Here is an 18,114-nt window from a genome sequence, read left to right as displayed (position 1 = left end):
GGCTCAGGCCGCGACGAGCGTCAGGCCGTTGCCGTCAGGCGCGTCGACAGTTGCTGCGCGTAACGTTGCGCATCGTCGCCGACGACGATGTGGAACGTATCCGTCGACACCCACGCGACGCTCAGCGTGTCGAGACGCTGGCGATCCACTGCCGACGGATCGCGCACGACGATACGCAGACGCGTCGCCGCGACAGCTTCCAGCGAAACGACATTGGTCGCGCCGCCGAACACCGCGAGCCAGCGCAGCGGGTCCGGATCGAGCGGGCCGTTGCCTGTGGCGACAGCGGCAGCGGGCGCCGAAGCGGCAGCCGCCTTGGCCGAGACAGGAGCGGTCGAAACAGCAGCCGCCGCGCCGCCGCTCGCGATCGTCGTGCGGATTTCATCGGCGATGATGTCCGCTTCCGGTCCGATGATCACCTGCACGTTGCCGCCGCCGCGCTTCAGCACGCCACGCGCGCCGATCGACTTCAGCCCGTTCTCCGACACCTTCTCCGAATCCACCACCGACAGACGCAGACGCGTCGTGCAGGCATCGACCACCGACAGATTCGCCGCACCGCCCAGCGCCGCGATGTAACGCTGCGCGCGCGTGCCCGACGCGGCCGCCGCACCTTCGACAGGCGCCACATAACCGGCCGACGCGTACGACTCATTGGCCACTTCCGGCGTTTCCTGCTCGCGGCCCGGCGTCGCCATGTTGAACTTGCGGATGAAGAAGCGGAACAGGCCGTAGTAGATGACGGAGTACGCGATGCCGATGGGAATCGCTTCCCAGCCCTTCGTCGACAGGCCGTAGTTCAGCACATAGTCGATCGCACCCGCGGAGAACGTGAAGCCGAGCTTGATCCCGAGCGCCGAGCAGATCGCAAGCGACAAACCCGTCAGCACGGCGTGGATCGCGTACAGCACGGGCGCGAGGAACATGAAGCTGAATTCGATCGGCTCCGTCACGCCCGTCAGGAACGAGGTCAGGGCCATCGAGAACAGCAGGCCGCCGACCATCGCACGGCGCTCCTTCGGCGCTTCATGGAACATCGCGAGACACGCTGCGGGGAGACCGAACATCATGACCGGGAAAAAGCCCGTCATGAACGTGCCCGCCGTCGGGTCGCCCGCGAAGAAGCGGTGCAGGTCGCCCGTGACAGCGGCGCCGCCCGGCGGCGTGAACGAGCCGAACACAAACCACGCGAGCGAGTTCAGGATGTGATGCAGACCCGTCACCAGCAGCAGACGGTTCAGCAGACCGAATACGAATGCGCCGACTGCGCCTGCCGTCGTCAGCCAGTGGCCGGCTGCGTCGATGGCCGCCTGAACAGGCGCCCACGCGTAGCCGAACACGATGCCTAACACCAGACACGCCACCCCCGTGACAATCGGCACGAAGCGCTTGCCACCGAAGAACGCGAGGTAGTCAGGAAGCTTGATGTCCTTGTACCGGTTGTACAGCATCCCCGCGACGATACCGGCGACGATCCCCGACAGCACGCCCATGTTGAGCTTGTCGTTGATGTCCTTCATCACGGCCACTTCGACCAGATAACCGATCGCGCCCGCCAGCGCCGCAACGCCGTTATTGTCCTTCGCAAAGCCGACAGCGACGCCGATCGCGAACAGAAGCGGCAGGTTGTCGAAGATCGCGCCGCCCGCGTCGGCGATCATCTTGATGTTGAACACATCGGGCTGGCCGAGACGCAGCAACAGGCCGGCGACGGGCAAAACCGCGATTGGCAGCATCAGTGCGCGGCCAAGGCGCTGAATCTTCAGAAACGGATTTCCATCCATTGATACCTCCACTCCTTTGTCTCGTGTAGTTGCGTAATTGCTTTACATGCTGGTTGAAATGTCGAGCTGACGGATCTGGCTTTTCAGACTGGTTGCGACGCAAGCGCCTTCAGTCTTGCGGCCAGATTTCGCGGCTCAGGGCTCTTACCGCTTGTGCCGATTCGAGCGCCAGAGCGTCCTGGGCGCGCTGACGGCACAACTGATAATCGAGTTTGCGCACGCGCGCCTTGATGCCTGGCACGGAGACGGGATCGACCGACAGCTCCGTCACGCCGAGACCGACGAGCAGCGGCACCGCGAGCGGATCGCCCGCCAGCGCGCCGCACACGCCGACCCATTTGCCGTGCTGGCCGGCGCCCTGCACCGCCGCCGCAACCAGCCGCAGCACGGCCGGATGCAGGCCGTCCGCCTGGGCGGCGAGGTCCGGCTGGCAGCGGTCCATCGCGAGCGTGTATTGCGTGAGATCGTTGGTGCCGATCGACAGGAAGTCCGCGTGCTTCGACAGCTGATCGGCGAGCAGCGCCGCCGACGGCACTTCGATCATCACGCCGACTTCGATCTTGTCCGTGCGGCCCGCTTCAGCAGCGAGTTCGTCGATCCGTTTGCGCAGTCGCAGCAGTTCACCCACGTCCGTCACCATCGGCAGCAGAATGCGCACCTTACCGACAGGCTGAACCGCGAGCAGGCCGCGCAACTGGTCTTCGAGCAGATCCGGGCGCACCTGCGCGAGACGGATGCCGCGCAGGCCGAGCGCCGGGTTCGGCTCCGGCGGCAGCGTCAGATAGTCGACTTCCTTGTCCGCGCCGACATCGAGCGTACGGATGATGGCGGTGCGGCCCTGCAGCGCCTCGACGATCGACTGATAGCTCTGGCGATGTTCGTCGACGGTCGGCGCCGCCTGGCGATGGATGAACAGCAGTTCGGTACGCAGCAGACCCACGGCGTCCGCGCCGTTGTCGACGGCCGTGCTTGCATCGTCGAGTGTCGCGATGTTGGCGGCAACTTCGATCGCGCGGCCGTCGCTGGTGGCGGCGGCTTGCTGCGACGTGCGGCGATTCACTTCGCGCACGCCGGCCAGGCGCTCGCGCTCAGTGCGCGCCCGTTCGACATCGAGCGCGCTCGGCGCGTATTCCAGACGGCCCGCCGTCGCGTCGACTACAACCTGCGTGCCGTCGGCGATCGCGTGCAGCGCGTCGCCCATCGCGACCAGCGCGGGAATGCCAGCCTGACGCGCGATGATCGCCGCGTGCGACGTCGCGCCACCGCGCGCCATCACGAGCGCCGTCACGCGCTTGCGATCCAGCGACGACAGATCGGACGGCGTAAATTCGTCCGCGCTCAGCACGGCCTCGTCCGGCAACGAACGCGCAGCAGCGTTCGAGTAACCGAGCGCGCGCAGCACGCGCTTTTCGATGTCGCGCAAGTCGGCAGCACGTTCGGCGAGCAGCGCGTCATCGACCTTCGACAGCACCCCGATCTGCGCACGGATCGCCTCGCGCCACGCGAAGCCCGCGCTCTTGCCGAGGCTGATCAGATCGCGCGCGGCGTCGATCAGCGTCGGGTCTTCGAGCAGCACGCGATGTACCGCGAAAATGCCCGCTTCGCCATGCGCGCCGCGTTGCGATGCGTCGCGCACAGTCGTGTTCAGTTCGCCGTCGACGGCGGCGATTGCCTTGTCGAGCGCGCGGCTTTCGGCGGCGGGCGTGTTGCCCGCCGTCTCCGGCGGATCGATGTCGGCGTCGTCCCAGCGCACCAGCTTGCCGACGGCGATGCCGGGCGCCGCGCACACGCCCGCGAGCGTGTTCGGCGCGAGCGGCTCGCCCGTCGTCGGCACCGCGGCAACGGGCGCCGGAGACAGCTGACGTGCAGGCTTTTCTTCCGCTTCGCCGTGCGCCTCGCGCGTCATTTCGCGCACGACGGCTTCGACGGCCGCAGCCGCCTGCGCACCGATGCCGACCACTTCGACCGTTGCACCCTGTCCCGCACCCAGACCAAGCAAGCCAACGACGCTTTCGATCGCCGCCTTCCTGCCTTCGAAACGCACTTCGACACGCGCATCGAGACCGCGCGCTGCTTCGCGCGCCCGTGCGGCGGGACGCGCATGCAGACCGCCAGCATGTTCGAGCACGATGGTCTGGCGCGCTTCCTCGCTCACGCTCGACGCTTCGCGCGACGCGGCAACGGCCGCGCCGTCGCGCACGCGCAGCGTGAGCAGCGGCGACTGGCCAGCCTTGAGCACGCCATCGGCAGCAGCGCGTTCAACGATCTCGAACGCATCCGAATTCGCAATCGCGATCACCGACACGAGACTCGGCGCCTGGCGTGCAACCGCGTCCTGATCGAACTCGATCAGCACGTCGCCCGCGCGCACGCTCGCGCCTTGCTCGATCAGCGGGGCAAAGCCCTTGCCGTTCAGCTCGACCGTGTCGATACCGATATGCAGCAGGATTTCGACGCCTTCTGCCGTCGTGATCGTGACGGCGTGGCCGGTGCGCGCCAGATGCATCACGACGCCGTCGCACGGCGCAACCAGCTTGCCTTCGAGCGGATCGATACCGATCCCGTCGCCGAACATACCGCCCGAAAACACCGGGTCGGGCACTTTAGCGAGCGGGACGACGGGACCCGTCATCGGCGCGAGCAGGACAATATGGCCTTCGGAATGGCTCTTCAAACGGGACTCCTCGACACGTCGCATCTGCATCTCTCGATCAATGAGTTTCGGTGACTTTCATCAGATGGCGCGGCGCGTCAGGATTGCGTCCGCGGGCGGCGGCGAGGCCGGCAGCCATCACATAGAAAGAAAGGATTGCGGCAATCGGATCGAGCGCCGCGTGCGCCGTCGATACGAGCGGCAAGGTGGCTTCGGGCACGTCTTCGGGTGCGGCGAGCAGCACGCGCGCGCCGCGCGCCTGCATGTCGCGCGCGAGTTGCAGAAGACCCGCCTGCTCCGGTCCGCGCGGCGCAAACACCAGCAACGGATAGTCGCGGTCGATCAGTTCCATCGGACCGTGACGCACTTCGGCGCTCGAAAACGCCTCGGCCTGGATGCCCGAGGTTTCCTTCAGCTTGAGCGCCGCTTCCTGCGCGATCGCGAGACCGAGACCACGGCCGATCACGATCATGCGTTCGACATTGCGCAGTTCATCGACGGCCTTCGACCAGTCGAGCGCGCCCGCGCGGCGCAGTGCGTCCGGCAGCGACTTCAGGCCGTCGAGCAACGCTGCGTCCTGCTGCCAGTGCGCGACGAGTTGCGCGGATACGGACAGCATCGCGATGTAGCTCTTGGTCGCCGCGACGCTCAGTTCAGGACCGGCGACGAGCGGCAGATAGAACTCGCACGCGTTTTCGAGCGGCGAGCCTGGCACATTGACGGCGGCCACGGTCAGCGCGCCCGCTTCGCGCAGCGCCTGCATCGTGCCGACCAGATCGGGGCTCTTGCCTGATTGCGAGAAGCCGAGCGCAAGCTGATTGCGCACCTGAAGCGGCGCCTGTTGAAGCGTCGCGACCGACATCGGCAGCGACGCGACGGGCAGGCCGACGCGGCTCATCGTCAGCGAGGCGAAGTAGCTCGCCGCGTGGTCCGAGCTGCCGCGCGCCACCGTCAGCGCGACGTGACGCGGCTCTTGTGCGAGCCGGGCCGCGAGCGATTCGACGCGCGAGGTATCGTTGAGTTGCGCGGCGACCACGTCAGCGGAAGCCAGCGCCTCTTTAAGCATATTCGACAATCGATTCTCCTTCGACGTAAGTCGCCGTCAACGCCAGTTCGCGATCGAACACGACGATGTCTGCCCACGCGCCGCGCGCGAGACGGCCGCGGTCTTCGAGGCCGAGATAGTCGGCGGCGTAACGGGACATACGGTTTGACACATCGGCCATCGGCAGGCCGAGCGATACGAGGTTGCGCAGCGCCTGATCCATCGTCAGCGTGCTGCCTGCGAGCGTGCCGTCGGCAAGGCGCACGCCGCCGAGGCACTTCGTCACGTGCTGGCTGCCGAGGCGATATTCGCCGTCAGGCATGCCCGTCGCCGACGTGCTGTCCGTCACCACGTAGAGGCGCGGAATCGCGCGCATCGCGGCGCGGATCGCGCCCGGATGGACGTGCAGCAGGTCGGGAATGATTTCCGCGTATTCGGCATGCGCGAGCGCCGCGCCGACCATCCCCGGATTGCGGTGATGCAGCGGCGACATCGCGTTGAACAGATGCGTGAAGCTGCGCGCGCCGTGCTTCATCGCGGCGACGGCGTCGTCGTACGTGCCGAGCGAGTGACCGAGTTGCACGCGCACGCCGCGCGCGTTGATCTCGGAGATGATCTCCATGTGGCCGGAGATTTCCGGTGCGATCGTCACGACGCGGATGGGGGCGATCGACAGATACTTCAGCACTTCGTCGAGCACGGCCTCCACCGCCGCGTCAGGCTGCGCGCCGAGCTTGCCGGGGTTGATGTACGGACCTTCGAGGTGCACGCCCAGCACGCGGGCGCCGCCCGGCACCCGGTTCTTCGCGACGTCGCCGAGGCCCGCCACGACGGCCATCAGCTCGTCGCGCGGCGCCGTCATCGTGGTGGCGAGCAGGCTCGTCGTGCCGAAGCGCGCATGGGTACGCGTGATCGCCTCGATCGCGTTGCCCGCTTCCATCACGTCGGCGCCGCCGCCGCCGTGCACGTGCAGATCGATGAAGCCCGGCAGGATGTACGGCGCGTCGTTGGTCGACGGATCGGCGGCGTTGCCCGTGATGGCCGTGATGCGGCCGTTTTCGGATTCGATCGTGCCGTGGATCCAGCCTTCAGGGGTGAGTATGTTTCCGGTCAGCATGAGTCTCTCTGATGTTGCGTTATGCAGTGCGTGACTGATTCGCGCCGCGTGCGTTCCGTTTGTCTGCCGTCGCGCCCGTCAGCGCGCCAGGTCACAGCCGCAGTTCAGCGACGAAGTCGTAGTAGTCGTCCCGGCAATAGGTATCGGTGAGTTCGATGGCGCGCTGATCCGCGCTGTAGCCCACGCGCGTGATCAACAGCAGCGCGCAGCCCTGCTCGATGTCCATCAGCGTGGCGATCTCGCTCGACGCGTTGACGGCGCGAAAGTGCTGCAGCGCCCGCACGACGGGCATGCCGCGCTGTTCGAGGTAACTGTAGAGCGAGCCGCCGATGGCCTGCGGATCGGACACGATCGACACGGGCAGCGACGAATGCTCGACCGCCATCACGATGCCGTCGGCGCGCCGCAGGCGGCGCAGGCTCGCGACGGACGCGCCCGGCGACAGCCCCAGATGCACGATCTCGTCGCGCGTCGCGCTGCGGACTTCGCGTTCGAGCCAGATCGAATCCGGGCGGAAGCCACGCTGCTCCATCTTCTTCGTGAAGCCGGTGAGACGCGACAGCGGATCTTCGACACGCGGCGTGATGAAGCTGCCCGCGCCGCGTGCGCGCCGGATCAAGCCTTGCTCGACCAGCAGCGCAATCGCCTTGCGTGCTGTGATGCGCGACACGCCGATCGCGTCGGACAACGAGCGCTCCGACGGCAGCGCCTCGCCCGCCGACCACACGCCGCAATGGATCGCCGTCGCCAGATTGCGGGCGAGCTGCAGGTAGAGCGGCGTGACGTTGTGGGCGTCAGGTGTGAGTGCGGACCAACGGGTTTCCATATGGCTCGGTCGGGATCGTGAGGAGGCAGGATTGCTTGGCCTACGAAATTGGAGCCCATTATATAACCACAATAATACCAGTCAACGAGCTGGTATCTAGTTGGTCTTCCTCAAGCAAACCCTTGTCCAGTAAGGAATCGCGCGAATTAAGCGGTTTCCAACTGACAGCTCACTGGCATTAGGGCATACCCGTATTTGAGACCACTTGCCCGACTGGTCCGCACGAATCGTCTGTCAAGTTACGTGCGTTAACCCGCAAATGTCATACCTCTTTATTAACAATCTGGTGCAAACTTCGAAATTCGCACGCGATCACTCGATGGAAACAACATAGCTTGGTGACCGAATGACAGGCCAACACGGGGAGCGGAAACGGTGAACGATCCCGCGATAGTCCGGGCGGAAGCCGTCCGCCATTTCAACCGCTTCTACACGCAGCACATCGGGGCGCTGCACGAGCATCTGCAGAAAAGCCCGTTTTCGCTGACCGAGGTGCGGGTCATGCACGAACTGTCGCGCAGCGAGCACCAGACGGCAGCGGCGCTCGCGCGCAATCTGGGTATCGACAGCGGCTATCTGAGCCGGCTGCTGGCGAGCTTCGAACGGGGCAACCTGATTTCCCGGCGGACCTCGGAGATCGACGCGCGCCAGTCGCTGGTGTCGCTGACCGAGGCGGGGCTTGCCGCGTACCAGCCGCTCGACGCCGCCGCGATCGATGAGGTCGGCACCGTCCTCGCGCGGCTCGCGCCGCATTCGCAGGATCAACTGATTCACGCAATGAAGCTGATCGAGCGTCTGCTCGACGAGCGGCCGAGGCATAGCATCGTCACGCTGCGCGCACCGCGCGCGGGCGAATACGGTTGGCTGATTTCGCGCCAGGCACAGTTGTTCACACACGGCTATGGCTGGGATCACACCTTCGAAGCGCTGCTCGCGCAGCAGGCCGCGCGCTTTGCGCAAAGTCATGACACGCAGCGCGAGATTTGCTGGGTTGCGGAACAGGATGGCCTTATCGTGGGTTCGGCGCTGGTCGCGGCGATATCGGAGATGCAGGCGAGCGTTCGCATGCTGTACGTCGAACCCGACGTGCGGCGGCTCGGCATCGGCACGCAACTGATCAACGAATGCCTGCGCTTTGCGACGCGCGCGGGATATCGCACGCTATCCATTGAAAGCGAAAGCTCGCTCGACGAGGCGCGGCGGCTCGTGACGCAGGCTGGCTTTACCGTGGTATCGACGGCACCCGAGCGGCGTTTCGGGCGCGATCTCGTCATCGAGCAGTGGGAGCGCACGCTATAGCGGCGGCGTCTCGTGCCTTCGCTACGCGCACAAAAAAAGCGCCACGGTTTCCCGTGGCGCTTTTTTCACGTCATTGAGCAGGCCGCGCCGCTCAGAACGACGGCACGACAGAACCCTTGAACTCGGTTTTGATGAACTGACGCACATCTTCCGACTGATACGCCGCGACCAGTTTCTTCACCCACGGCTGATCCTTGTCCTTGATACGCACGGCGATCAGATTCGCATACGGGCTATGCACGTCTTCAAGCGCGATCGCATCCTTGGTCGGCTGCAGGCCCGCTGCCAGCGCGAAGTTCGTGTTGATCGCGGCGGCATCGACGTCGGCGAGCGAGCGCGGCAATTGCGCCGCGTCCAGTTCGATCAGCTTCACCTTCTTCGGATTGTCGGCGACATCGAGCGGCGTCGCGTTGCTGCCGTTCGTGCCCGCGCCCGCCTTCAGCTTGATCACGCCTTGCGACTGCAACAGCAGCAACGCGCGGTTTTCGTTCGACGGATCGTTCGGCACGGCAACCTTCGCACCTTGCGGCAGATCCTTCAGCGACTTCAGCTTCTTCGAATAGACGCCGAGCGGCGAGATGTAGGTCAGGCCGGCGTTGACGATCTTGTAGCCGCGCTGCTTGATCTGGCTGTCGAGATACGGCTGATGCTGGAAGCTGTTTGCATCGAGATCGCCCGCGTCGAGCGCGGCATTCGGCTGCACGTAATCGTTGAATTCGATGACCTTCACGTTCAGGCCTTCGCGCTTCGCGACCTTCTGCACTACCGACCAGATTTGCGCGTCGGGGCCGCTGATCGTGCCGACCTTGATGACCTTGTCGTCAGCGCGAGCGCCGAAGCTCGTGACGAGCGCCGCCGAAGCGAGCGCTGCGGAAAAGACCTTGATGAGTGTTCTGCGCTGCATGTGATTCTCTCTTGACTACCTTGTTACGGATTCGTGTTCGACAGCGGGCGCATTGACGTTGCCCTCGAAGTGTCGAGGCCGGAATGGTCTCACAGGCGCGCGTGGATGGGAAATACAGGGTTCGCATATGGGTATGCGCGTTGTCGGATGGGGTTTGAGGCGGGATGGAACTCGACGTCCTGCGCGGGGCGGGTGCCGTGCTTGAACGGCATCGCCCCGCGATGCTGATCGAGATGATCAAGTCCGATCGTGGCGCAATTGAGACTTTGCTCACAGGACTCAGGTATCGTCAGTTTGCCTACGTAATCGACACGCTGGCGATTCATGAATCGGACCCGATTCTCCAGCACATCCAGCAGACTGACGGCGGCCTCGCGATCAGTTGACGCGCCGCTAAAACGTAGTCCAATCGTCATCCGATGACGCCGCCTTCGCCGCGCGCGGTGCCGCGGCCGGCTTGGCTGCCGGGCTCGATGCTTCGCGCGCCGTCGCTTCGGACGCCGCTTTCGGGGGCGCGGTGGTCGTAGCGGCAACCGCCGTCGGTTTCGCGAGAGGCTTTGCCGCCGCCAGGCGGGTCACCTTCTTTTCAGCCGCTGTCACCGTCCTCGCAGCAACGACGGCCGGCTCGCCGCCATTCACCCGAAACGTGCCGATCGTCTGACGCAAACGCGCGGCCTGATCCTGCAACGACGCAGCCGCAGCAGCGGCCTGCTCGACCAGCGCCGCGTTCTGCTGCGTGACCTCGTCCATTTGCGTGACGGCACGTCCGACCTGCGAAATGCCGCTGCTCTGCTCTTCCGACGCCGCCGCGATCTCACCCATGATGTCCGTCACGCGGCGCACCGCCTGCATGATCTCGCTCATCGTCGTGCCGGCCTGCTCGACGAGCGTGTAGCCGTTGTTGACGCGCTCGACGGAATCGCCGATCAGTTGCTTGATTTCCTTAGCCGCCGTCGCCGAGCGTTGTGCAAGGCTGCGCACTTCGCCTGCAACCACGGCGAAGCCACGCCCCTGCTCGCCCGCGCGCGCCGCTTCGACGGCCGCGTTCAGCGCGAGAATGTTCGTCTGGAACGCGATGCCCTCGATCACGCCGATGATGTCGGAGATCTGCCGCGAGCTGTCGTTGATCTCCGTCATCGTGCTGATCACGCGGCTCACGACCTCGTTGCCCTTCGTCGCGATCTCCGACGCGTTGTTCGCAAGACCACTCGCCTGACGCGCGTTGTCGGCGTTCTGCTTGACGGTCGCCGTCAGCTCTTCCATGCTCGCCGCCGTTTCCTGCAACGACGCCGCCTGCTGTTCCGTGCGCTGCGACAGATCGCCGTTGCCTGCCGCGATCTGCTGCGTCGCCGACGCAATCGACTCCGCCGACTGGCGAATCTCGCCGATCGTGCGCTGCAAGCGGCTCTGCATCTCGTTCATCGCGGCCATCATGCTCGACGAATCGTTCGCGCGCACGGACACGATCTGCGTGAGGTCGCCCGTCGCGATCCGCGCTGCGAGCTTCGCGGCATCCTGCGGCTCGCCGCCGAGGCTGCCGCGCACATTGCGGATGATCAGCAGCATCGCGAACGAAATCACCGCGCCGATCACCAGCACGACGATGAAATGCTCGATCAGGTTCGCGTAGTAAGCGGTATCGATGTCGCGCACGAACACGCCGCTGACGATGTTCCAGTCCCAAGGCGCGAAGCGCACCGCATAGCTGATTTTCGGCACGGCCTCTTCGCTGTGCGGCAGACGCCCGCGATATTCAGCGAAGCCCTTGCCCGTCGCCTTCGCCGCATCGACGATCGACACGTACAGCAACTTGCCGTCCGGGTCCTTGAAGTCGCCCACCGCCTTGCCGTTCATCTGCGGCAAGGTCGGGTGCATCAGCACGACGGGCTTCGAATCCATCACGAACAGATAACCGGACTCACCGTAGCGCATCGTCGCGAGACGCGCGAGTGCTTCGCGCTGCGCATCTGCCTGGCTCATCTTGCCGGCCTGCGCGAGCGCGTAGTAGCCGCTTACGACGCCTTGTGCTGCATCGACGAGGTTCACCATGCCGGCCTTGCGTTCGTCGAGCATCGTCGAGCGGGTTTCTACCGCGCTCCACAATCCGACGCCCAGCAGACCCAGCCATACGAGCACAAGCGATAACCACAGCTTGCGGTTCAGACTCATCCTACTCATTGTGTTGGTCTCTTGTTGTGTGGTCACATCTTTGGCATATCTGCGGCGCCCGCCTAAGACAGAATGGGCGCAAACGATTGCTCTCCTGGATAACGGCAAATCGATTCTCCGACTTGAGGCGGCGAGTCCGTCACGCCTCGTGCCGTGTCAGCCGATAATGACGCGATGCGGCGCCGACACGCGCCGTCCGCCTCTTCCCCATTTGCGAGGTTTTTTATGTATGTCGTCTCCCTCAGCTACACGGCATCGCTCGATCGGGTCGACGATGCACTGGAAGCGCACCGCGCCTTCCTGACGCGTCAGTTCGATGCCGGCGTGTTCATCATGGCAGGGCCGAAGGTGCCGCGCGACGGCGGCGTGATCATCGCGGCGGGTATCGAACGATCGAGACTCGACGAGATCCTCGCAAGCGATCCATTCGCGCAGCAGAAGGTGGCGCGCTACGACGTGACGGAATTCAAGGCGACGCGGATGGCGCCGGGGATGAATCTGAAAGTGCCAGAGTGAACTGGGGCCTGGAAAATGAAAAAGGCTGCACGACGACGTGCAGCCTTTTTCATTTCAATAGGCGATTTTTGCGCCGCCCGCTCAGCCGAGCAACAGCTTCAGATCGTGCACCCACGGCGATGCGCCCTGTCCGTCGCGCGCGAAAAGACGCAGCTTGCCGTCGGTGTCGAACACATAGCTCGCGGCCGTGTGATCCATCGTGTAGCTGTCGGGCGTCTTGCCCGGCACCTTCGCGTAGTAGACGCGGAAGTCCTTTGTCACCTTCGTCAGTTGCTCCTGATCGGCGGGGCGCAGGCCGACGAAAGTCGGATTGAACGCTGGCACGTACTGCGCCAGCAGTTCGGGCGTATCGCGCTCGGGATCGACGGTGACGAACAGCACTTGCACGCGCTTCGCGTCTTCGGGCCCGAGTTGCTGCAGCGCTTGCGAAAGCTCGGCCATCGTCGTCGGGCAGACGTCGGGGCAATGCGTATAGCCGAAGAACATCACGACGACCTTGCCCTTGTAATCGGCAAGCGAGCGCGTCTTGCCGCTCGAATCCGGCAGCGAGAAGTCGGCGCCGAACTGCTTGTTGCCCGTGATATCCACGTTCGTGAATGCGGGCTGTTCCTTCCCGCATCCCGACATCAGTGCCGCGCCGCCGAGCGCGCACGCGACGAGAGCAACGCGCGCCGCGCGCGCGAACCGTTTAGTGAGCATGGTGTTACGCGCCGATCAAGGCACGCGCATAGTGGTCGATCAACAGCGCCGCAAACAGCAGCGACAGATAAACAATCGAATAACGGAAGGTTTTACGCGCGAGGTCGTCGGAATATTCCCGATAAATCTTCCACGCATACGCGAGGAACACGGCACCCAACAGAACCGCCGACGCCAGATACACGATTCCGCTCATGCCCGAGATAAACGGCATCAGCGTGACCGCGAACAGAATGACGGTGTACAGCAAGATATGCAGACGCGTGTACTGCTCGCCGTGCGTGATGGGCAGCATCGGCAGGCCGGCGTTTTCATAGTCTTTACGGCGATATAGCGCGAGCGCCCAGAAATGCGGCGGCGTCCAGACGAAGATGATCAGCACGAGAATCCATGCGTCGCCGGGCACGGCGCCCGTCACGGCCGCCCAGCCGAGCGCCGGCGGCATTGCACCCGAGGCACCGCCGATCACGATGTTCTGCGGGGTATACGGCTTGAGCAGCAGCGTGTAGACGATCGCGTAGCCGACGAAGGTGGCGATGGTGAGCCACATGGTCAGCGCGTTGGTGAACGTGTAAAGCGTCCACATGCCAAGGCCGCCGAGCACGGCCGAGAACAGCAGAATCTGTGAAGTGGTGATCTCGCCGCGCGCCGAAGGACGCCACGCGGTGCGGCGCATCTTCGCATCGACTTTCTGTTCGACGAGACAGTTGATCGCGAACGCAGCGCCCGCCAGCAACCAGATGCCGACAGCGCCGCCGATCAGCACCGTCCACGGCACCATGCCGGGCGTGGCCAGGAACATGCCGATCACTGCGCAAAACACGGCGAGCTGCGTGACGCGCGGTTTTGTCAGCGCAATGTATTGGGAAATCCGGCTACCGGGCGAATGGGGGAGAGTTGTGCTGTCCATGAGGGATCACGCTGGCGCGGCGTCGCGCGCGGGAACCGTGGCGCGGCCGGGACGGCTATAAGCGATTCGAAAGTTTAACATAACGAGCAAAAGCAACAGGATCGCGGCCCCGCCGTTATGGGCGACGGCAATGGGCAAAGGCCATTGCAAAACGATGTTCGACAGGCCCGTGACGAACTGGATCACGATCACGAGCAGCACGCCGTTTGCGGGCCGCCGCAGCGACTCGAAGCGGCGCATTTTCAGCGCGAACCACAGCAGATACGCGACCACGACAAAGGCGAACGTGCGATGCGTCCAGTGGATTGCGACCAGCGCGTCCTGCGTGATCACGTCGCCGTCGCCCGTCATGCCGAGCGCGCGCCACAGATGGAAGCCGTGCTCGAAGTCCATCGGCGGAAGCCACTGGCCGTTGCAGGTCGGGAAATCGGTGCAGGCGAGCACCGCGTAATTCGTGCTGACCCAGCCGCCGAGCGCAATTTGCACGATCAGCAGCGCAAGGCCGAACAGCGCTGCGACACGCCACTGCGACGCTTGCGGCTCGTACGCGGGCAGCGGCGTCTGACGTGCGGCGAGCCAGCCGAGCGTGCCGAGCAGCGCGAGCCCGAGCAGCAGGTGAATCGTCACGATCACGGGTTGCAGCTTCATCGTCACGGTCCACGCGCCGAACGCGCCCTGCACGAGGATCAGCAGCAGCAGCGCGGTCGGCCACCACGGCGACACATGCAGCGGACGGCGCTTGATGCGCGCGACCCACGCGATGACCGTCTGCGCGACGATCAGCACGCCGATCGCCATCGCGAAGTAGCGGTGAATCATCTCGATCCACGCCTTCGTCATGCTGACGGGGCCGGACGGCATCGCGTGATACGCGGCATTGATCGCCGCGTGCGCGATGAAGGGCGACGACGTGCCGTAGCAGCCCGGCCAGTCCGGACAGCCGAGGCCCGAGTCGGTCAGGCGCGTGAAGCCGCCGAACATCACGAGATCGAGCGTCAGAAAGGTGGTGACCCAGACCAGCTTGCGAAACTTGTTGTCGTCGGCTTTCACCCACACGTACGACAGCGGCAGCAGCGCAATGCACAGCCCGATCAGTCCCAGTTGCAATACGAACATCTATCTTTCCTTCTCTCGCCACCAGGCGAGTTTCAACGTGCTCGCGGCACTTTAGCCGATACCCGAATTTCTGAGCAGTTTCGTGACATCGCCCTTGATCTTGCTCGGGTTTGCGTCTTTCGGGAAACGCATCATCAGGTTGCCGTTCGGGTCGACCATGTAGATGTGATCGGTGATCTGCGTGCCTTGATCGGCGGGCAGCCATGCGCTCACTTCCTTCGGATCGGCGATCAGCATCTCCGTGTCCTTGTACGCGTTATCGACGACGTCGGGCACCTTGCCGGGATCCGTGCGAAGAAACACGTTGACGATGCGCTCGCGTTCGCCCGCCTGCGTGGCGCGCACCTGGCGCATGAAATACAGCTTCGTCACGCAAGGCTTGTCACACGCGCTGCTGTCGACGGAAATCATCAACCAGCGGCCGCGCAACGATGCGAGCTTGATCGGCTTGCCGTCCTCGCCTGTGACGACGAGCGCTTCGGGGATCGGGCGTTGCGGATCGATCAGCGTGCCGTAGCTCGTCGTGCTGCCCTTCGGCTTGATGACGTAATACGTGAAATACGACCCGATGACGGGCGCCGCGCAGACCAGCGCGATCAGCAGCAGCATCCAGCGGCCGCGCTGCCACGAGCCTGTGCCGTTCGGTTGACCCGGAACCTTATTTTGCTCGCCATGCGCGCGTCGCTGTCCGGTTTGCTGCGAACGGGGGTTTTGCGTCGACACTCCTGATCCTCTTTTCATGATGGCGCCTGCATCGCGCCTGTAAGCTGCATCCGGGCAACGCGTGAAGCATCACGCGCGGGGCGTCTGTCCGTTGCCGGCCGCGTCGCCCTCTTCCAGTCCCTTGCTCTCGATCCGGTTCGCATTCTTCGCTGCACGCCGGGCCGCATACAGGCCGAAAACCACTGCGGCAGCGGCGATGCCCCACCACTGGGCCATATAGCCATAGTTGCGTTCGACACCCGACGTCGGCATCGGCCAGTCGCGCACGAGCTTGTCGCCGTCGTCGCTGGTCTGCTGGATCACGAACGGCTGCAGCGGCAAGCCCGTTTCCGCCGCGTACGACGCGACGTCGAGATTCTGGCGTATCGTCTGATGCGCGGCCGAGCCGCCCTCGCCGAGTTCGTACGCCCGGGTGGCGTCGGCTCGCGCGATGCCTTCGATTTCGATCTCGCCCTTCGGCGTATCGTACGGCGCGATCGCCGTGCGTTCGTTCATGTTGCGCGGCAGCCAGCCTCGATTGACGAGCACAACGCCGCCGTCGCGCAGTTTAAAGGGCATCACGACGTAAAAGCCCGGCTGATCGTTATACGGGCGATTATCGAGGTACACCACTTGCTGCGGCATAAACTGTCCAACCGCACGCACGCGATGAAACTCGATGTCCTTCAGCGCGACGGGCGCGGCGCCCACGGTCTGGGCGGGCGCGTTCTCGAACTGCGTGATCTGCGCCTGCAACGCTTCCTTCTGATGCGCGCGGTCGCGCTGCCAGAAACCGAGCCGCACCGTCACCGCGACGACGATCAGAATCAGCAGCGTCGGTATGAGACGAATCTTCATCGCGCGATTCTGGTCGGAACACGAACCATTGCGTGCGGTGCGATAATGAAATCGTTGCGTCCGCTTTCCTGAATTTCAGTTGGTTCCATGCACATTCTCGTTCCCATCGCGTTCGTTCTGATCATCGCCAGCATGGTGTCCGCGCTGTATTTCATGATGCACGACCGGGGCAGAACGAAGCGCATGGTCTGGTCGCTCGCGACACGTGTTGGCCTGTCGATTACGCTGTTCCTGTTCATCCTGTTCGCAAACTGGATGGGCTGGATTCATTCGACGGGCATTCCGTACGGACGCTGACGGCACACTTGCCACGCGTTCGGCGGCGGCCGCACACCGCCGCGCCTTGCGCCGGCGTGACGCGAGCCGTCTCAATTTGACGGCGAAGTATGCCACTTAATTTCGCGCCTTTCAGGCAATACACCGTTACGCGATCGGCGAAATCCTCACACCATCGAAGCAAAACGCCGCCCTGACGGGGTCGAGGGCGGCGCTCCTAAGTCTTTCCGATACAGCACTCACAACTGAACGCTCGACGTTCACGGCACGCCACGCCCCAACTGCTTGTGGGCAGCCTGCGGCGCCTTTCTGCGTCGATATGACGCACGAATCGACGCATACGCCGCGCAGGCTCCGTGGCGTTCCAACGACGCTTACAGCCAGTACACGACGACGTACAGACCCAGCCACACGACGTCGACAAAGTGCCAGTACCACGCCGCGCCTTCGAACGCGAAGTGATGGTCGGCCGTGAAGTGGCCGCGGATCATTCGCACCAGTACGACGGCCAGCATCGTGCCGCCGAGGAACACGTGAAAACCGTGGAAGCCCGTCAGCAGGAAGAACGTCGAGCCGTACACGCCCGATGCAAGCGTCAGGTTCAGTTCGTTGTACGCGTGGAAATACTCGAAGCCTTGCAGGAACAGGAACGAGACGCCCAGCACCAGCGTGGCCGCGAGCCATGCAATCGCTTTCGTGCGGTGATTGTCGCGCAGCGCGTGGTGCGAGACCGTCAGCGTCGCGCCCGACGACAGCAGCAGCGCCGTATTGATGGTCGGCACGGGCCACGGCGTCATCGACTTGAAGTGCGACACGAGATCCGCCGGTCCGATATTCGGCCATACCGCCGTGAAATCCGGCCAGATCAGCTTGTAATCGAGACTGCCGAGCTGGTGCATCGCGATTTCGCGCGCATAGAACAGCGCACCGAAAAACGCGCCGAAGAACATCACTTCCGAAAAGATGAACCAGCTCATGCTCCAGCGGTACGACGCATCGACTTTCTTGCCGTACATCCCGCCTTCCGACTCGGAGATCGCATCGCCGAACCAGTGATACAGCGTGAAAAGCAGCCAAAGCAGACCGATCAGCGCCGTGATGGGCGCCCACGGCTCGCCGTTCACCCACGCCGCAAACGATCCGAGCATGACCAGCAGGCCAATCGCAGCGCTGATCGGATGCCGCGACGGGTGCGGTATGAAATAGTACGGGCTCTCGTTTTGACCGCTCATCGTTGATT

The 18,114-nt window shown here is 64.1% G+C and carries 17 protein-coding genes; 4 read left to right on the top strand and 13 right to left on the bottom strand.

Annotated elements, in window-relative coordinates; genetic code table 11:
* Positions 1-20 precede the first annotated feature (20 nt).
* The 5 genes from nagE to C2L66_RS01650 form a co-directional block, all read right to left on the bottom strand.
* Complete coding sequence (gene nagE, locus C2L66_RS01670) at positions 21-1,784, bottom strand: N-acetylglucosamine-specific PTS transporter subunit IIBC (protein ID WP_060599313.1); 1,764 nt, start codon at positions 1,782-1,784, stop codon at positions 21-23.
* Between the two features lie 109 nt (positions 1,785-1,893).
* Positions 1,894-4,482 carry a phosphoenolpyruvate--protein phosphotransferase gene (ptsP, locus tag C2L66_RS01665; protein ID WP_060602368.1) on the bottom strand — a complete coding sequence of 863 codons (2,589 nt, stop codon included), beginning with the start codon at positions 4,480-4,482 and terminating at the stop codon, positions 1,894-1,896.
* A gap of 13 nt (positions 4,483-4,495) precedes the next feature.
* On the bottom strand, positions 4,496-5,503 hold the full coding sequence (locus C2L66_RS01660; RefSeq protein WP_060599314.1) for an SIS domain-containing protein: 1,008 nt from the start codon (positions 5,501-5,503) through the stop codon (positions 4,496-4,498).
* Positions 5,496-6,599, bottom strand: a complete 1,104-nt coding sequence (gene nagA, locus C2L66_RS01655) for an N-acetylglucosamine-6-phosphate deacetylase (RefSeq protein ID WP_054929630.1) — start codon at positions 6,597-6,599, stop codon at positions 5,496-5,498. The genes C2L66_RS01660 and nagA overlap by 8 nt, the downstream gene beginning before the upstream one ends.
* Before the next feature lie 91 nt (positions 6,600-6,690).
* Complete coding sequence (locus C2L66_RS01650) at positions 6,691-7,425, bottom strand: GntR family transcriptional regulator (protein WP_054929629.1); 735 nt, start codon at positions 7,423-7,425, stop codon at positions 6,691-6,693.
* Between the two features lie 375 nt (positions 7,426-7,800).
* Here C2L66_RS01650 and C2L66_RS01645 point away from each other — a divergent pair, with 375 nt between their 5' ends.
* Positions 7,801-8,724: a bifunctional helix-turn-helix transcriptional regulator/GNAT family N-acetyltransferase gene (locus tag C2L66_RS01645; RefSeq protein WP_060599315.1), complete on the top strand. Its 924-nt coding sequence runs from the start codon at positions 7,801-7,803 to the stop codon at positions 8,722-8,724.
* Between the two features lie 91 nt (positions 8,725-8,815).
* Here C2L66_RS01645 and C2L66_RS01640 read toward each other — a convergent pair whose 3' ends face one another.
* On the bottom strand, positions 8,816-9,628 hold the full coding sequence (locus tag C2L66_RS01640; protein ID WP_035986793.1) for a MetQ/NlpA family ABC transporter substrate-binding protein: 813 nt from the start codon (positions 9,626-9,628) through the stop codon (positions 8,816-8,818).
* Between the two features lie 164 nt (positions 9,629-9,792).
* On the opposite strand from C2L66_RS01640, the gene C2L66_RS01635 reads away from it, so the two are divergent.
* Positions 9,793-10,014, top strand: coding sequence for a hypothetical protein (locus C2L66_RS01635; RefSeq protein WP_060599316.1), 222 nt, complete (start codon positions 9,793-9,795; stop codon positions 10,012-10,014).
* Positions 10,015-10,021: 7 nt separating this feature from the next.
* Here C2L66_RS01635 and C2L66_RS01630 read toward each other — a convergent pair whose 3' ends face one another.
* On the bottom strand, positions 10,022-11,797 hold the full coding sequence (locus C2L66_RS01630) for a methyl-accepting chemotaxis protein (protein ID WP_060599317.1): 1,776 nt from the start codon (positions 11,795-11,797) through the stop codon (positions 10,022-10,024).
* Positions 11,798-12,022: 225 nt separating this feature from the next.
* Here C2L66_RS01630 and C2L66_RS01625 point away from each other — a divergent pair, with 225 nt between their 5' ends.
* Positions 12,023-12,313: a YciI family protein gene (locus C2L66_RS01625; protein WP_060599318.1), complete on the top strand. Its 291-nt coding sequence runs from the start codon at positions 12,023-12,025 to the stop codon at positions 12,311-12,313.
* Positions 12,314-12,394: 81 nt separating this feature from the next.
* Here the strand turns inward: C2L66_RS01625 and C2L66_RS01620 are convergent, their stop codons facing one another.
* The 5 genes from C2L66_RS01620 to C2L66_RS01600 form a co-directional block, all read right to left on the bottom strand.
* Positions 12,395-13,012 carry an SCO family protein gene (locus C2L66_RS01620; RefSeq protein WP_054929625.1) on the bottom strand — a complete coding sequence of 206 codons (618 nt, stop codon included), beginning with the start codon at positions 13,010-13,012 and terminating at the stop codon, positions 12,395-12,397.
* A 4-nt stretch (positions 13,013-13,016) separates the two neighbouring features.
* Positions 13,017-13,922: a heme o synthase gene (cyoE, locus tag C2L66_RS01615; protein WP_042306340.1), complete on the bottom strand. Its 906-nt coding sequence runs from the start codon at positions 13,920-13,922 to the stop codon at positions 13,017-13,019.
* A 6-nt stretch (positions 13,923-13,928) separates the two neighbouring features.
* Positions 13,929-15,038 (bottom strand): COX15/CtaA family protein, encoded by a 1,110-nt coding sequence (locus tag C2L66_RS01610; RefSeq protein ID WP_054929624.1) that lies wholly within the window; start codon positions 15,036-15,038, stop codon positions 13,929-13,931.
* A gap of 51 nt (positions 15,039-15,089) precedes the next feature.
* Entirely contained in the window at positions 15,090-15,761 is a 672-nt protein-coding gene (locus C2L66_RS01605) for an SCO family protein (RefSeq protein ID WP_060599319.1), read from the bottom strand.
* A 69-nt stretch (positions 15,762-15,830) separates the two neighbouring features.
* Positions 15,831-16,598, bottom strand: coding sequence for an SURF1 family protein (locus tag C2L66_RS01600; protein WP_054929622.1), 768 nt, complete (start codon positions 16,596-16,598; stop codon positions 15,831-15,833).
* Positions 16,599-16,685: 87 nt separating this feature from the next.
* Here C2L66_RS01600 and C2L66_RS01595 point away from each other — a divergent pair, with 87 nt between their 5' ends.
* The gene (locus C2L66_RS01595) at positions 16,686-16,895 is read left to right on the top strand and encodes a twin transmembrane helix small protein (protein ID WP_054929621.1); all 210 of its coding nucleotides are present in this window, start codon (positions 16,686-16,688) and stop codon (positions 16,893-16,895) included.
* Positions 16,896-17,248: 353 nt separating this feature from the next.
* On the opposite strand, the gene C2L66_RS01590 is transcribed toward C2L66_RS01595, so the two are convergent.
* Entirely contained in the window at positions 17,249-18,106 is an 858-nt protein-coding gene (locus C2L66_RS01590; RefSeq protein ID WP_054929620.1) for a cytochrome c oxidase subunit 3, read from the bottom strand.
* Positions 18,107-18,114 lie beyond the last annotated feature (8 nt).

The sequence above is a fragment of the Paraburkholderia caribensis genome (assembly GCF_002902945.1).
Lineage (GTDB): Bacteria > Pseudomonadota > Gammaproteobacteria > Burkholderiales > Burkholderiaceae > Paraburkholderia > Paraburkholderia caribensis.
This window is presented reverse-complemented; position numbering and strand designations above follow the sequence as displayed.

What these genes read in the sequence shown, in the direction of transcription:
- nagE (WP_060599313.1), bottom strand. Translation starts at nt 1,784, where the DNA reads ATGGATGGAAATCCGTTTCTGAAGATTCAGCGCCTTGGCCGCGCACTG.
- ptsP (WP_060602368.1), bottom strand. Translation starts at nt 4,482, where the DNA reads ATGCGACGTGTCGAGGAGTCCCGTTTGAAGAGCCATTCCGAAGGCCAT.
- C2L66_RS01660 (WP_060599314.1), bottom strand. Translation starts at nt 5,503, where the DNA reads ATGCTTAAAGAGGCGCTGGCTTCCGCTGACGTGGTCGCCGCGCAACTC.
- nagA (WP_054929630.1), bottom strand. Translation starts at nt 6,599, where the DNA reads ATGCTGACCGGAAACATACTCACCCCTGAAGGCTGGATCCACGGCACG.
- C2L66_RS01650 (WP_054929629.1), bottom strand. Translation starts at nt 7,425, where the DNA reads ATGGAAACCCGTTGGTCCGCACTCACACCTGACGCCCACAACGTCACG.
- C2L66_RS01640 (WP_035986793.1), bottom strand. Translation starts at nt 9,628, where the DNA reads ATGCAGCGCAGAACACTCATCAAGGTCTTTTCCGCAGCGCTCGCTTCG.
- C2L66_RS01635 (WP_060599316.1), top strand. Translation starts at nt 9,793, where the DNA reads ATGGAACTCGACGTCCTGCGCGGGGCGGGTGCCGTGCTTGAACGGCAT.
- C2L66_RS01630 (WP_060599317.1), bottom strand. Translation starts at nt 11,797, where the DNA reads ATGAGTCTGAACCGCAAGCTGTGGTTATCGCTTGTGCTCGTATGGCTG.
- C2L66_RS01625 (WP_060599318.1), top strand. Translation starts at nt 12,023, where the DNA reads ATGTATGTCGTCTCCCTCAGCTACACGGCATCGCTCGATCGGGTCGAC.
- C2L66_RS01620 (WP_054929625.1), bottom strand. Translation starts at nt 13,012, where the DNA reads ATGCTCACTAAACGGTTCGCGCGCGCGGCGCGCGTTGCTCTCGTCGCG.
- cyoE (WP_042306340.1), bottom strand. Translation starts at nt 13,922, where the DNA reads ATGGACAGCACAACTCTCCCCCATTCGCCCGGTAGCCGGATTTCCCAA.
- C2L66_RS01610 (WP_054929624.1), bottom strand. Translation starts at nt 15,038, where the DNA reads ATGTTCGTATTGCAACTGGGACTGATCGGGCTGTGCATTGCGCTGCTG.
- C2L66_RS01600 (WP_054929622.1), bottom strand. Translation starts at nt 16,598, where the DNA reads ATGAAGATTCGTCTCATACCGACGCTGCTGATTCTGATCGTCGTCGCG.
- C2L66_RS01595 (WP_054929621.1), top strand. Translation starts at nt 16,686, where the DNA reads ATGCACATTCTCGTTCCCATCGCGTTCGTTCTGATCATCGCCAGCATG.
- C2L66_RS01590 (WP_054929620.1), bottom strand. Translation starts at nt 18,106, where the DNA reads ATGAGCGGTCAAAACGAGAGCCCGTACTATTTCATACCGCACCCGTCG.